This is a genomic window from Ancylobacter rudongensis (assembly GCF_900100155.1).
In the GTDB taxonomy this organism is placed as follows: domain Bacteria; phylum Pseudomonadota; class Alphaproteobacteria; order Rhizobiales; family Xanthobacteraceae; genus Ancylobacter; species Ancylobacter rudongensis.
The window spans coordinates 598164-612288 of sequence record NZ_FMTP01000002.1; the positions used below are offsets into that span (position 1 = coordinate 598164).

11 protein-coding genes are annotated in these 14125 nt (G+C 69.3%); 5 read left to right on the forward strand and 6 right to left on the reverse strand.

Going from position 1 to position 14125, the window contains the following annotated elements; translation table 11 throughout:
- Positions 1-6: 6 nt before the first annotated feature.
- Complete coding sequence (gene ccoN, locus BLO63_RS07780; protein ID WP_091438510.1) at positions 7-1641, reverse strand: cytochrome-c oxidase, cbb3-type subunit I; 1635 nt, start codon at positions 1639-1641, stop codon at positions 7-9.
- 354 nt (positions 1642-1995) lie between these two features.
- Between ccoN and BLO63_RS07785 the strand changes: the two genes are divergently transcribed.
- From BLO63_RS07785 to cysG, 5 genes are all read left to right on the forward strand, one after another.
- Positions 1996-2298: a hypothetical protein gene (locus tag BLO63_RS07785; RefSeq protein WP_091438512.1), complete on the forward strand. Its 303-nt coding sequence runs from the start codon at positions 1996-1998 to the stop codon at positions 2296-2298.
- Positions 2299-2393: 95 nt separating this feature from the next.
- Positions 2394-3047 (forward strand): peptide-methionine (S)-S-oxide reductase MsrA, encoded by a 654-nt coding sequence (msrA, locus tag BLO63_RS07790; RefSeq protein ID WP_091438947.1) that lies wholly within the window; start codon positions 2394-2396, stop codon positions 3045-3047.
- Between the two features lie 151 nt (positions 3048-3198).
- Positions 3199-3924: a hypothetical protein gene (locus tag BLO63_RS07795; protein ID WP_091438514.1), complete on the forward strand. Its 726-nt coding sequence runs from the start codon at positions 3199-3201 to the stop codon at positions 3922-3924.
- Between the two features lie 201 nt (positions 3925-4125).
- Positions 4126-4623, forward strand: a complete 498-nt coding sequence (locus BLO63_RS07800; protein WP_091438517.1) for a TIGR00645 family protein — start codon at positions 4126-4128, stop codon at positions 4621-4623.
- A gap of 90 nt (positions 4624-4713) precedes the next feature.
- Positions 4714-6228, forward strand: coding sequence for a siroheme synthase CysG (gene cysG, locus BLO63_RS07805; RefSeq protein ID WP_091438518.1), 1515 nt, complete (start codon positions 4714-4716; stop codon positions 6226-6228).
- Between the two features lie 303 nt (positions 6229-6531).
- Here cysG and hisG read toward each other — a convergent pair whose 3' ends face one another.
- The 5 genes from hisG to BLO63_RS07830 all read right to left on the reverse strand — a co-directional run bounded on the left by hisG (position 6532) and on the right by BLO63_RS07830 (position 13878).
- Positions 6532-7506 (reverse strand): ATP phosphoribosyltransferase, encoded by a 975-nt coding sequence (hisG, locus tag BLO63_RS07810; protein WP_162841786.1) that lies wholly within the window; start codon positions 7504-7506, stop codon positions 6532-6534.
- The gene (locus BLO63_RS07815; RefSeq protein ID WP_091438522.1) at positions 7503-8618 is read right to left on the reverse strand and encodes an ATP phosphoribosyltransferase regulatory subunit; all 1116 of its coding nucleotides are present in this window, start codon (positions 8616-8618) and stop codon (positions 7503-7505) included. Before BLO63_RS07815 ends, hisG begins: the two co-directional genes overlap by 4 nt.
- Positions 8619-8914: 296 nt before the next feature.
- Entirely contained in the window at positions 8915-10507 is a 1593-nt protein-coding gene (gene hisS, locus BLO63_RS07820; protein WP_091438525.1) for a histidine--tRNA ligase, read from the reverse strand.
- 239 nt (positions 10508-10746) lie between these two features.
- Positions 10747-11862, reverse strand: coding sequence for a TIGR03364 family FAD-dependent oxidoreductase (locus BLO63_RS07825; RefSeq protein WP_091438527.1), 1116 nt, complete (start codon positions 11860-11862; stop codon positions 10747-10749).
- A gap of 111 nt (positions 11863-11973) precedes the next feature.
- Entirely contained in the window at positions 11974-13878 is a 1905-nt protein-coding gene (locus BLO63_RS07830) for a hypothetical protein (RefSeq protein ID WP_091438530.1), read from the reverse strand.
- Positions 13879-14125: the final 247 nt, after the last annotated feature.

The window sequence follows — 14125 nt, forward strand, 5'->3', positions numbered from 1 at the left end:
GCGTCCTCACTCAGCCGGCACGAGGGAAGGGTTGCGCGCGCCGGTGTCGGCCTCAGCCGTCTCCGGCTGCCGGATGGTCATGAAGATGTTGAACGCCATGATCAGCCCGCCGACGAGGAACAGCACACCGCCCACCGCGCGGATGATGTAGAAGGGGTGCATCGCCTCGACGGTCTCGATGAAGGAGTATTCGAGGAAGCCGAGCGAGGTGTAGGCGCGCCACATCAGGCCCTGCAGGATGCCCGCCACCCACATCGCCGAGATGTAGAAGACGATGCCGATGGTCGAGATCCAGAAGTGCCAGTTGACCAGGCGCAGCGAATACAGTTCCCGCTTCTGCCAGAGCCACGGCACCAGGCAGTAGATGGCGCCGAAGGAGATGTAGGCGACCCAGCCCAGCGCACCGGAATGCACATGGCCGATGGTCCAGTCGGTGTAGTGGCTGAGCGAGTTGACCGACTTCACCGACATCAGCGGACCCTCGAAGGTCGACATGCCGTAGAAGGCGACCGACACCACCATCATCCGCAGCACCGGGTCGGTGCGCAGCTTGTCCCAGGCACCCGAGAGCGTCATCAGGCCGTTGATCATGCCGCCCCAGGAGGGCATCCACAGGATGATCGAGAAGGTCATGCCCAGCGTCTGCGCCCAGTCCGGCAGCGCGGTGTAGTGCAGATGGTGCGGGCCGGCCCAGATGTAGATGAAGATCAGCGCCCAGAAGTGGATGATCGACAGCCGGTAGGAATAGACCGGCCGGTCGGCCCGCTTGGGGATGAAGTAGTACATGATGGCGAGGAAGCCGGCGGTGAGGAAGAAGCCGACCGCGTTATGGCCGTACCACCACTGCACCATGGCATCCTGCACGCCCGACCAGACGATGTAGGATTTGGGCGAGAACACTGAGACCGGGATGCTGGCATTATTGCCGAGATGCAGCATCGCGATGGTGACGATGAAGGCGAGGTAAAACCAGTTCGCCACATAGATGTGCGGCTCCTGCCGGCGCCAGAGCGTGGCGAGATAGACCAGCAGATACGTCACCCACACCACGGTCAGCCACAGATCGGCGTACCATTCCGGCTCGGCATATTCCTTCGACTGGGTGATGCCCAGCAGATAGCCCGTGCCGGCGATGACGATGAAGAAATTATAGCCCAGCACCACGAACCACGGCGCGAGATAGCCGGCGAGCCGGGCGCGCGAGGTGCGCTGCACCACATAGAACGAGGTGCCGATCAGCACGTTGCCGCCAAAGGCGAAGATCACCGCCGAGGTGTGCAGCGGCCGCAGCCGGCCAAACGCCGTCCAGGGCAGATCGAGGTTCAGCCAGGGAAAGGCGAGCTGGAAGGCGATGATGACGCCGACCAGGAAGCCGGCAATGCCCCAGAACATCGCCGCGATCGTGGCGAACTTCACCGGGCCGAAATTGTAGTTCGGCTTGCCGTCGATCTCCCGCGCCGGCAGCGCCGCCGGGCGGTCGACATAGCGGTTGAGGATGACGAACACCGCCGCCAGGCTGGCGAAGGCGGAGAGATAGGCGTGGAAGGCGTAGGCGGCATCGTGCGTCTTCGCCGCCACCGTGATGCAGGACAGCGACAGGACCGCGAAGACGAAGGCGAGCCCGCCTTCGCCAAAGGTCATTTTCTTGCCGCTCTGATCGACGCCGGGCTCGGTGGCACCCGAGCCTCGTCCCTCGCCAGCGGAGCTGTGTAGCTGCGTCATTCGACCCTCCACGTTCCGATCGGCCGATCTGGAACGACTCCATGATGTGGAGGGAGCTTTCGCGCCGCAGGGCGCCGGCAACCTTGATCCACGTCAAGGCTAAGGGTCTTCACGGACGCGCGAGCCGGCGGCGCATTGCCGCGATGGCGGGCGCTCCAGCCGGGTGGCGGCGCCCCCCACCCGGCGCGCGGCCCTTGCCTCCCCCGCCCGCGCCGCCTACAGACGGTTCGACGCGACAGATGCGCCCTTCGCGCACGAGGACCGGGACGCCGCATGATCCGCTTTCTCTTCCGCTTCGTCGGGCTGTGGGTTCTGGCCGGCGCCTTTGTCGCCCTGGTGCTGGACGGCGTGCGCTCCATCGCCTCCTCGGAGATTGTCACCACCCCGCTCGGCGTCACCTGGCTGGCCGTGAGCCCGGAGTCGCTGGCGCGCTTCCAGGCCTTCATCGAGCGCAGCCTGTCATCGACGGTGTGGAGCTATCTCGTCGTGCCGGTGCTCGGCGCGCCGCTCTTCGCGGTGCTCGGCATCGCCGGCGCGCTGCTGCTGCTGATCGGCCGCCGGCCCAACGCCGCCTAGAGCGTCGCCTGATGCCGGGCGCGTGATGGCCCCCGCCCTCGCGCGCGGGCCCGCCACACCCCATATCGGCGCCAGTCCATGAAGGGATGTGCTCCATGTTCTTCTTCAAGAAGAGTGCCGACCTGCCCACCGCTGAGCAGGCCCTGCCCGGCCGCGCCCGGGAACTGCCGACCGCCGACGTCCATTTCGTCAACGGCCACAAGCTGAAGGGCCCCTACCCCGAAGGCTTCGAGACCGCCATTTTCGGCCTCGGTTGTTTCTGGGGCGCCGAGCGCAAGTTCTGGCAGACGCCGGGCGTCTATGTGACCGCCGTCGGCTATATCAACGGCATCACACCGAACCCGACCTATGAGGAGACCTGCACCGGCCTCACCGGCCATGCCGAGGCGGTGCTGGTGGTCTATGACCCCTCCAAGCTCAGCTATGCCGAGCTGCTCAAGCTGTTCTGGGAGAACCACGACCCGACCCAGGGCATGCGCCAGGGCAATGATGTCGGCACCACCTACCGGTCCGGGATCTACGTGACCTCGCCCGAGCAGCGGGCGCAGGCCGAGGCCAGCAAGGCCGCCTATGACGTCGCGCTGAAGGCCAAGGGTTTCCCTGATATCACCACCGAGATCGTCGACGCCCCGCATTTCTACTTCGCCGAGGAGTACCACCAGCAGTACCTCGCCAAGAACCCCGGCGGCTACTGCGCGCTCAGCGGCACAGGCGTCTCCTGCCCGATCGGCACCGGCGTCGCGGCCTGACGATAACGGGTGCGGCGGGCCTTCCCGCCGCGCCCCGCGCCTGCCGCAGCGGCGCGCCCTGTCTATTCTTGATCGCATCGCCCGGGCATCTTCCCCTGCCCGGCGCCTCCGCCGTAACGTTCGCGCCTCGCTGATCGAATGAGGAACGACCGTGACCTCTTCTTCCCGCCCCCTCCTTTCCGCCCTGTTCGCTTTGCTGGTCCCGCTGTCCGGCGGCGCCTCGCTGGCGCAGCAGCCGGCGCCGGAGCCGACGCCGAAGCTGCCTGCCGTGCTGCGCGACGCGCGCTATTGCGAACTGGTGGCGGTGCATCTGACCCTGGACGGCCTCCGGGCCTCCGTCTTCAACACGCTCGGCTTCGACGACTGCCCCGCCGACAAATGGGACGCGCTCACACGGCGCGAGCTGCTCCGTCAATTCGACACGCTCGCCGTGGTCATGAACGGCCCGCGCCATTTCATCATGGATGGCATCTCCGCCACCGGCGACACCAAGACCGGCGAGATCATCACGGTCGGCGGCATCGTCATGGCCAAGCGGGCCGAGGTGTCGCTCTCGCTGCACCAGGCGATGGGCCCGACCTATACCGAGCAGACCATCGACCGTAACACCACCTATCGCTTCGATGCCGGCAAGCCGGTGTTCCAGCTCACCGCGCCTGATGGGGCGGTCTATGTGATGCAGTCCTACGCCCAGATCGTCGACCCGGCGCTGAGCTATGCCGACCTGCCCGGCCTCGGCGCCAAGCTGAAGCCGCCGGCGGGCTGGAGCTACAGCACCCGCACCCCGGACGCGGACCTGCTTCTGGTCGCCAAGGGCACGGCCATCGTCATCCAGGACGAGCTGAAGAACACCTACCAGAAAGTGACGGCGAACTGACACGCTGTCACCTTGCGAGGGGTGCGCGACGCCCCGCGTGCGCCCCTCGCGCCCCTTCGCAAAGCCCACTGTCCCGCCCTCCCACCGCGCGCCGCACCCAGCCCGCCTCACGCCCGCATCACGGCCTCTTGCCGCCATCGCGGCGCCGTGGCACGCCTCTCGCATCCGCGAGAGGCGGGGTCAGGCTGGGGTGACGGACGCATGGAAAAGCTCATCGAACGCATCATTCTGCTCAGCCGCTGGATCATGGCGCCGTTCTATCTCGGGCTGGTGATCGCGCTGGCGGTGCTGCTGTACAAATTCGGCGTCGAGCTGCTCCACTTCGTCACCCATGCCGGCCAGTTCGACGAGAGCGACACCATTCTCGGCCTTCTGGCGCTGGTCGATCTCACCTTCACCGGCAGCCTGGTCATCATCGTCATCTTCTCCGGCTACGAGAACTTCGTCGCCAAGATCGACGGCTCCGGCCATGCCGACTGGCCGGAATGGATGACCAAGGTCGATTTCGCCGGCCTCAAGCAGAAGCTGCTGGCCTCCATCGTCGCCATTTCGGCGATCGCCCTGCTCAAAGCCTTCATGAATCTCGACCGTGGCGTCGACGAGAAGCAGCTGATGTGGCTGGTCATCATCCATGTCGTGTTCGTGCTGTCCGGCGTGGTCCTGGCCTGGACCGACCGATTGTCGGAAAAGAGCCACTGATATTTTCCCGGAAATTTACGTCTATTGACTTCAATGGACGAGAATTTTGTGTGATAAGTGACCATTCGCCCTCTCGGACCGACCGCCGCAATGACCGATTCCGCCCCTCCCCCTCCCGCCCCTGAGCGCCGCGCCCGCCCGGCCCCGGCGCGCATGGCGCCGCTCGCCCGCCTGCCGGTGTTCTTCGCGCTGTCCGGGCGCCGGGTAGTGCTGGCCGGCGGCTCGGAAGCGGCGGCGTGGAAGGCGGAACTGCTCTCCGCCGCCGGCGCGCATGTCGAGGTGTTCGCCGTCGACCCCTGCGAGGACCTGCTGGCGCTGGCCGCCGCGCCGCCGGATGGGCCGCTCATTCTCATCGCCCGCGACTGGACGCCGGAAGACCTTGCCGGCGCCGCGCTCGCCATCGGCGCCTTCGAGGACGACCCGGACTGCGCCCGCTTTGCCGACGCGGCCCACGCCGCCGGCGTGCCGGTCAATGTGGTGGACAAGCCGGCCTTCTGCGATTTCGCCTTCGGCGCCATCGTCAATCGATCGCCCCTCGTGGTCGGCATTTCCACCGACGGCGCCGCCCCGGTGTTCGGCCAGGCGGTGCGGGCGAAGATCGAGGCGGTGATTCCGCAGGGCTTCAAGCGCTGGGCCGAAGCCGCGCGCAGCTGGCGCCCGGCGGTGTCCGCCCTCGCGCTCTCCTATCAGGGCCGCCGCAGCTTCTGGGAGCGCTTCACCCGCGCCGCGCTGGAGACCCCGGAGGACGAACCGTCGGAGGCGCTGCGCGAGCAGTTTCTCGCCCGCGCAGAGGTGGAGCGCACCGACACGCCGCGCGGCTCGGTCGCCCTTGTCGGCGCCGGTCCGGGCGACCCGGAACTGCTGACGCTGAAGGCGGTGCGGGTGCTGCAATCGGCCGATGTGGTGCTCTATGACGACCTCGTTGCCCCGGCGGTGCTGGATGTCGCCCGCCGCGAGGCCCGCAAGATGCTGGTCGGCAAGACCGGCTACAAGCCCTCCTGCAAGCAGGACGACATCAACGCGCTGATGGTCTCGCTGGCCAAGCAGGGCAAGCGGGTGGTGCGGCTGAAGGGCGGCGACCCGATGGTGTTCGGCCGCGCCGGGGAGGAGATCACCGCCGCGCGCAATGCCGGCCTGCCGGTGGACGTGGTGCCCGGCATCACCGCGGCGCAGGGGGCGGCGAGCCGGCTCAGTGTCTCGCTCACCCATCGCGACCATGCCCGCCGGCTGCAATTCGTCACCGCCCATGCCCGCGACGGCAAGCTGCCGCGCGATCTCGACTGGCAGGCGCTGGCCGATCCCGCCGCCACCACCGTGGTCTACATGCCGCAGCGCACCTGGGGCGAGCTCTCGGCCAAGGCGATGGCGGCCGGGCTCGACCCGGCGACCCCGGCCATCGCTCTCTTCTCCGCCACACGGCCGCAGGAACGGCAGGTGCCGGCCACCGTCGCCACGCTGCAGGCGGCGCTGGAAGCCGCCGTTGCGGACGGCGCCAGCGGCCCCTGCCTCGTGCTATTCGGCCATGCCATCGGCGAGGCGGCGGCGTTCGCCCTGCCGCGCGAGGTCGCCGAAGAAGCGGAAAAGGCCCACGCCGCGCAGGGGTAAGGCCATGTCCCGGACCAGCCGTGCGCCGCACGGCGCCGATCCGGGACCCAGGGAAGACTCCGCGCAGCGCCTCGAATCCTTCACAGAGCGCGGCAGAAGCGTTTCGCGCTGGGTCCCGGCGCGGCGCTCCGCCTTCGGCTCCGCTGGGCCGGGACACGGTGCATTGCGCTGGGGATGACGGGATTTGTCTTCCCTCATGCCCGGGTTTGGCCCGGGCACCCAGCCTTTGGACCTGTCGTTGCGGTGCTCTTCCTGGGTGGCCGGGTCAAGCCCGGCCATGAGGGAGCAAGGGTGGTCCCGCCCCTACCCGATCCGCGCGTCCAGCTTTTCGTAAAGCGGGTTCTCGGCGGCGAACACATAGTCGAGCGGGCCGACCGAGACGGTCGACGCCCCCTGCTCGCGCAGAAACACCGCCAACGCGTGCAGCGTGTCCGGCGGGCAGTGCAGCGTCACCATGCCCGACGAGGTCGGCGCGCCGAAGGGCGCCACGGCGCGGAAACGGCGCACCGCCTCCTGCACCACCTCGGCATCGCAGGCGGCAAAGCGGGTCTTCACCTCGCGCATGGTGGCGGCGCGCTTGGCCGCCGTCACCCGGTCGAGCAGCGCCCGCGCCGCCGCCTTCGCCGCCGGGTTCCAGTCCGCGTGCAGCGAGGCGACCAGATTGGCCTCGGAGCGCAGGATGACGCCGTCGTCGATCACCTTCAGCGCGTTCGCCGCCAGCGTCGAGCCGGTCGTGGTGATATCGACGATCAGCTCTGCCGTGCCCGCTGCCGGCGTGCCCTCGGTGGCGCCCAGGCTTTCCACGATGCGGTAATCGACAATGCCGTGGCGGGCGAAGAAGCCGCGCGTCAGGCTGAGATATTTCGTCGCCACCCGCACCCGCCGGCCGCGCGTGGCGTGGAAATGCGTCGCGACATCGTCGAGGTCGCGCATGGTGCGCACGTCGATCCAGGCCTGCGGCACCGCCACCACCACATTGGCGTGGCCGAAGCCGAGGCCTTCCACCAGCAGCACCTTGGAATCGGCGTCCGGTATGCTCTCGCGCACCAGATCCTCGCCGGTGACGCCGAGATGCACCGCGCCCGCCGCCAGCTGGCTGGCGATTTCGGAGGCGGAGAGATAGGCGACCTCCACCCCCTCCACCCCGGTCAGCGTGCCGCGATAGTCGCGCACGCCGCGCGACTGGGTGAGCGACATACCGGCGCGGGCGAAGAAGCCGGTGGCGTTTTCCTGCAGCCGGCCCTTGGAGGGCACGGCGATGATCAGCGCACTCATCAGCGGGCCTCCACGGCGTCGAGCCGGCCGAGCCAGACGGCGAAGCCGACGGCGGGAATGGGCTCGCCGGCGCCGAGCCGGCCGAGCAGCCCGTCATAGCGCCCGCCGGCGACGAGCGGCGCCCCCGCCCCGTTCTCGTGCAGCTCGAACACCATGCCGGAGTAATAGTCGAGCGGCCGGCCGAAGGCGGTGGCGAAGGAGAGCCGCGCCGGCTCGATGCCCTGCGCGGCGATGAAATGGGTGCGGGTCTCGAAGGCGTCGAGCGCGCGGGCGAGCTCCAGCCCCGCGTCCCCGGCCAGCTGGCGCAGGCTCGCCGCCGCCTCGTCGGGCGTGCCGGCAATGGCGAGATAGCGCTCGATCACGCTCACCTTCTCCGCCGACAGCCCCTCGGCATCGCCGGGCGCCGCCTGTTCGAGAAAGCGCTCGGCGATTTCTGACACGCTGCGCCCGCCGACGGTGGAGATGCCGGCGATGGAGAGCAGGTCCGTCACCAGCGCCCGCGCCGCGTCGGGGTCGGAGCCCGCCAGCGCCGAGAGCACGCCGGCATGGGCGGTGACGCCGCCCTCTTCCGGGCGCTGCTTCAGCAGAGCGAGATCGGCGCCGAGATCGCCGGAGCGGGCGAAATCCTTGATCAGCCGCCGCCGCCACACCGGAGGCAGGTTCAGCGCGTCGAGCAGGGTGGCGAACAGGCCGGCATCGCCGAGCCGGATGGTGGGGTCGATCACCCCCCACAGCGCCGCCGTCTCCAGCCCCAGCGCCAGCAGGTCGGCATCGGCCGCCTCGCGGTCATGCCGGCCGAAGGATTCGACGCCGGCCTGCAGGAGTTCGCCACCCGCCACATCGGAGCGGAACACCGGGCCGAGATAGGCGAAATCGCGCATCTGCGCGGCGCCCTCAGTGATGTAATGGCGGCACACCGGCAAAGTGAGGTCCGGCCGCAGGCACAGCTCGCGCCCGTCCGGGTCCATGGTGATGAACATGGTGCGCCGCATTTCCTCGCCCGAGAGGTCGAGAAAGGCATCGGCGGGCTGGAGCACCGGCGGCTCGACGCGCGCGAAGCCGGCACGCGCATAAAGCGCGAGCAGTTCCTCGGCGTGGCTTTGGTCGGCGGGCATGGGCGGGTCCGGTCTGCGGTAAACGGGGCGGCGAGAAGCTGCGCGCTTCTAGCAAAGCCCCGCGCCCCGGTCCATGCGCGGGGTGTGAGATGGTTTCCGGGGTAGTCTCCCGGACAAGCGCAGCCACAGGCGGAGCGCCGATCCGGGACCCAGGAGAAGACCCGCCGCAGGCGGCCATATGCCTTCGTATCGAGCACCGCCCGCCGCCGGTTAAGGGGAAAGGATGCGCCTACCCCCCCTGGGCCCCGGATCGCGCCATGCGGCGCGTCCGGGGAACAGGGTGCACATGCGCCCCCCTACCCCAGCGCGGCGCCGTGGGGAACGCCGTGATGGTCGAGCAGCTCGCGCACCTTCGCCACCAGCTCATCCTCGGTGCAGGCGAACTGCGCCGGGCGGCTCTCGCGCCACTCGGCATTGTCGGTGATGGCGGCGGCGGCCTTGGCGCCCTCGATCAGGTCCTTGATCTGCACCTGGCCATTGGCGCGCTCATCCGAACCCTGAATAACCACGCAAGGCGAATTGCGGCGGTCGGCATATTTGAACTGGTTGCCGAGATTCTTCGGGTTGCCGAGATACATCTCGGCGCGGATGCCGGCCTGCCGCAGCGTGGCGACGAGGCCCATATAGTGGGCGGTCTGGTCGCGATCCATCACCACCACCACGACAGGGCCGAATTCCGGCGTGGCGTCGGTCTTGAGGTAGGACAGCGCGGAAGCCAGCCGCGAGACGCCGATGGAAAAACCCGTAGCCGGCACAGCTTCGCCCCGGAAGCGCCCGACCAGCCCGTCATAGCGCCCGCCGCCGCCGACGGAACCGAAGCGCACCGGCCGGCCCTTCTCGTCCTTCACCTCAAAGGTCAGCTCGGCCTCGAAGACCGGGCCGGTGTAGTATTCGAGGCCACGGACGACGGAGGGGTCGATGCGGATGCGGTCGGAGTAATTTGATGTCTCAATAAGTGCACCAATTTGGCCGAGTTCATCGACACCGCTTGCGCCCGTTGCAGTATCCCCAGCGAGTGCACTCATGCGCCTTAAGACGCCATGCATCACTTTATTCGGGTCAGACTTGGGAGCGACACGCTGTTCGACGGGCCAATCACCCGGCTCCAAGGCGTCGGAATCAGCCTCCTCATAGGCAAGAAAAAGACCGAGTAAGCGATCTATCGCCTCCTCATCCAGCCCCGCGCCCTTGGTGAAGTCGCCGCTCTTGGCCTCGGGGTTCTCCCAGCGGCCTTCGCCGAGCAGGTCGCGCACGCCTGATATGCCCACCTTGTCGAACTTGTCGATGGCGCGCAGAACCGTTAGCCGGCGGCCGGCATTGTCGTCGCCGCCGAGGCCGATCGCCTCCAGCACGCCGTCCAGCACCTTGCGGTTATTGACCTTGATCACATAGTCGCCGCGCGCGATGCCCAGCGCCTCCAGCGTGTCGGCCATCATCATGCAGATCTCGGCATCGGCGGCCACGGTCGGCGCCCCCACCGTGTCGGCGTCGAACTGCATGAACTGGCGGAAGCGCCCCGGGCCGGGCTTCTCGTTGCGAAACACCCAGCCGGCGCGGTAGCTGCGGAAGGGCTTTGGCAGCTTGTCGAAATTCTCCGCCACATGGCGGGCGAGCGGCGCGGTCAAATCGTAGCGCAGCGACAGCCACTGCTCGTCATCGTCCTGGAACGAGAACACGCCCTCATTCGGCCGGTCCTGGTCGGGCAGAAACTTGCCCAGCGCGTCGGTATATTCGATGAAGGGCGTCTCCAGCGCCTCGAAGCCATAGAGCTCATAGACCTTGCGGATGGTCTCCAGCATCGCCCGCGTCGGCACGAGGTCGCCCGGCCCGCGATCGGCGAAGCCGCGCGGCATGCGGGCGCGAAGCTTGGTGGGTTTGTCCTTGGCCATGGGCGCCGTCCTTCTCGAAGTACGGCGCGGGTTTAGAGGATGGGGCGCGTGGCGGCAATGCCGGCGCGGGGGAAGAGGTTTGGCCGAAGCGTTTTCGCTGGGTCCCGGATCGGCGCTGCCTTGCAGGCAGCTGGTCCGGGACACGGACGTTTCTTGTGTCCCGGACCAGCGACGCCGCAGGCGGAGCGCCGATCCGGGACCCAGCAAAGACTCTTCAGCAAATCCCCCTGTCGCGCCGCTCAGTCGAACAGTTCCGCCATCGCTTCCTCGGCGATCGCGAAGCCGGTGGAGGCGCCGGTGCCGCTCGTCACCACCACGAGGCGGATGTCGTCGTGCGGCCGGTCGATGAAGGCCAGCCGGTCGGAAGCGGAGGCATAGGTGCCGATCCAGCGTTCAGTGACCGGCGGCCGGCGGCCGAACAGAGCGGCGTATTCGTCAAGGATCAGCTCGTCGACGAAGTCAGGCGCGAACGGGTCCGGCGTCGCGCCATAATGATGGCTGTCGCCCACGACAAGCGAGCCGTCGGCCGACTGCACCACGATAAGGTGGACGCCGTGCTTGAGGTGTTCAGCCTGCTCGGCCTCCAGCACCCGCTTCAGCGCCTGCGCCTCGGGCAGTTCGGCATAGCCGAGATAGCGCCCGAGCGAGAGGTCGGTCATGACAGAGCCCGGCAGGGTGCCCAGCGCCGGGTCGGACACGCGCAGCATGTGCAGCTTGCAGCGGGTGACGCCATAGGCCTTGAAGCGGTCCTCGAACAGGGTGTGGAAATCGTCGCCCGGCGCCACCACGATGCGCGACGCCGTCACCGTGCCGGAGGGGGTGACGACCCGGCCCGGTTCCACCGCCGTCACCGCGCTTTCGCGGCGGAACTCCACCCCCTCGCTGGCCAGCCAGGCGGCGAGGCGGGGAATGGCGTCGCGCGATTCCACCCGCATGTCGTGCGGGCTCCACAGCCCGCCGGAAAGCGCGCCGGTGAGCGCCGGCAGCCGCTCGCGCGTCGCCTCGACGCTGAGCAGTTCGCAGCCCTCGCCCATTTCGGTGGCGCGGAAGGCCTCCAGCACCGGCATCGCCTCCGGCCGGCGCACGGCCACCAGCAGGCCGCGATGCACCACCTCGATGCCGGCCCGGGGCGCCACCTCGGCCCAGATGTCGCGCGAGCGCATCGCCCGGCGCCAGCACTCGCCGCGCTGCTGGCCGGTGACGGTGACGAAGCCGAAATTGCGCACCGAGGCGCCATTGGCCTGCGCGTCGCGGTCGATGACAACCGTCTTCAGCCCGCGCCGCCGCGCCGCAATGGCGTGGCCAAGGCCGACGACACCCGCACCGACGATGGCGAGATCGAAACTGTCCGACATGAGAAGGGTCCGCGTGGAAGGAGGGTATCCGGGAAGCGGACCAAGCCTATAGCCGCTCTCGCCCGCCCGCGCCACGCGACCTTGTGCGCGCCTGCCGGGCGCCAGCGGGTTTCAGTTCGCGGCGGCGGAATCGCGCAGCTTCAGGCCGAGATCGGCGAGATCGGCCCGCACCTTGCGGGCGACGTCGGCATCGGGAAAGAACCGGCCGATCATGGCGTCGGGCTCGCTGGCCCAGGCGGGAGCGAGCGCCACCAGCTTTCGCAGGTCGGCGCGCGCCTCGTCGTCCTCGCCGGCGAGATGGCTGGCCAGCGCCCGCGCCAGCAGCCCCGGCGCGTAGCCATCGCCCATCAGCTGGTCCGCCGCCGCCGCCGCCGCCGGCGCGTCGCCCCTGAGATAGGCGGCGATCACGCGGTGATAATCCACCCAGGGCGGCATGCCCGGCGCCGCATGGGCCGCCTGCGCCAGCATCGCCTCGCCGCGCGCGGTTTCCCCCAGCGCGATCAGTCGGCCGCCGAAATCGGCCAGTATGTCGACATCATAGGGGTTGAGCTCCAGCGCGAGCGTGCCCGCCGCCAGCGTGGCCGCGCGCCCGCCGCGGAAGAAATGCACGTCCATCAGCACCCGGCGGGCGAAGGCGCTGGTCGGGGTCAGCTCCACCGCCTGCTCCGCCGCCGCCAGCGCCCGGTTGAGCGCCGGGGTGGCAGCGCGCGGCGAGGCGCCGGCGCGGATCTCGTCGAGATGCAGTTCCGCCAGCAGCGCATAGCCGAGGGCGAAGGTGCGGTCCGCCGCCACCGCCTTCTCCAGGCAGTCGCGCGCCGCCTCATGCTCGGCCGGCAGGTAGGAGCGCCAGTAGGAATAGGCGATCAGCACGCAGCCATAGGGCCCGGCCACCGCCGGCCCGCCGGCGGCGGTGACGCGCGCCCGCGCCCGCGCCTGGATCACGCCATAGGGCTCGGCGATCGCTGCCATGATGTCGCGCACCAGGGCGATCTCCAGCGCCGTGGCGTCGCCGCCGCGCCGGAGGCTGTCGAACTCCCGCGACCAGACGATGGTGCCGTCGCACAGGTCCGATAGGCGCAGCAGCACCGAGAGCGTGCCGTCATCATGGTTCTCCACCAGCCCGCCCAGCGCGAAGGCGGAACTGGGGGAGGCCTCCTCGCCGGAACAGCGCAGCGCCGGGCGCGCATCCGGGCTCGCCAGCACGTCGAGCAGGTCGAAGCGGGCCAGCGCGTCGCGCACCCGCACCTCGATCGCCTCGGCGGTGAAGTCGCCGCTGTTCACCGCGCCGGCACGGGCGGCCGTGTCGCCGGGCGCCGGCACCCGGGCGCCGGCGGTTTCGAAATCGCGCACCTCGATCATCGGCATGCCCAGCCGGTTGGCCCGCTCCATCGGCTGCCAGGCGGGCCCGGCCATCAGCGCCCGCAGCCCCAGCGGGTCGAGGCTGCCCATGGCCAGGCCGGCGCCGACAATCAGAAGCGCCGCCAGCCCCAGCGCCAGCGCCAGACCGGCGCCGCTGCGCCGCCGCGCCGGCGCGGGCGGCAGGGAGGGCGGCGGCGCGGCGGTCGGCCTGCCGGGAGGGGGCGCGGCCGGGACGCTCTCCGCTTCGACCGGCACGGCATCGGCCTCGTCCGCCTCCAGCTCCATCGCCGGCCGCGGCAGGAAATGCGGCACATAGCTGCCGCGCGGAATGGCGATCTCAAGGTCGTCGGCGGCACCGGCGCCGGCGTAATAGCGCTCGAGCGCCCGGCGCAGCCGTGTCGCCTCCACCCGCACGATCGGGTCGGCCTGCGGATCGAAGGAGGGGTCGCGCCCCAGCGCCTCGACCGCGATGGTGTAGCCCTTGATCGCCTCGCGCCGCCCGTCCAGCGTCGCCTCGACGACGAAGCGCAGGATGTTGGCGAGCTGCGGCGAAGAGCGCAGCTCATCGGAGGCGAGCACATGCGCCAGCGCGCGCCGCACCGCATCGGGGGCAGCGGCATCGGCTCCGGGCGTCTCGACTGTCGTGCTCTCGGGCACCGCAACGTCCTATCCTGCGCCGTTCCCGGACGCCCCCTCCCGGACACGGCAGAAACGCTCTCTTAAGGCACGGCGCGCCGCGCCCACCCGCTGACGCAGCGTGAACGCCCTAGAGCACCCGCCGATCAGCCTGCATCGCAAGCTGATCGGATAACGCGTTCTCTCTCCTAGAGTTAGAGGGCGATTTACCGATCAGACTGGTTCAATCTGATCGGATCGCACTCTAGCTCTGCCGTGCGTTGATGGC

Bases quoted from the DNA above. Each gene is read 5' to 3' on its own strand.
- ccoN (WP_091438510.1), bottom strand. From the start codon at position 1,641: ATGACCTTTGGCGAAGGCGGGCTCGCCTTCGTCTTCGCGGTCCTGTCG.
- BLO63_RS07785 (WP_091438512.1), top strand. From the start codon at position 1,996: ATGATCCGCTTTCTCTTCCGCTTCGTCGGGCTGTGGGTTCTGGCCGGC.
- msrA (WP_091438947.1), top strand. From the start codon at position 2,394: ATGTTCTTCTTCAAGAAGAGTGCCGACCTGCCCACCGCTGAGCAGGCC.
- BLO63_RS07800 (WP_091438517.1), top strand. From the start codon at position 4,126: ATGGAAAAGCTCATCGAACGCATCATTCTGCTCAGCCGCTGGATCATG.
- cysG (WP_091438518.1), top strand. From the start codon at position 4,714: ATGACCGATTCCGCCCCTCCCCCTCCCGCCCCTGAGCGCCGCGCCCGC.
- BLO63_RS07815 (WP_091438522.1), bottom strand. From the start codon at position 8,618: ATGCCCGCCGACCAAAGCCACGCCGAGGAACTGCTCGCGCTTTATGCG.
- hisS (WP_091438525.1), bottom strand. From the start codon at position 10,507: ATGGCCAAGGACAAACCCACCAAGCTTCGCGCCCGCATGCCGCGCGGC.
- BLO63_RS07825 (WP_091438527.1), bottom strand. From the start codon at position 11,862: ATGTCGGACAGTTTCGATCTCGCCATCGTCGGTGCGGGTGTCGTCGGC.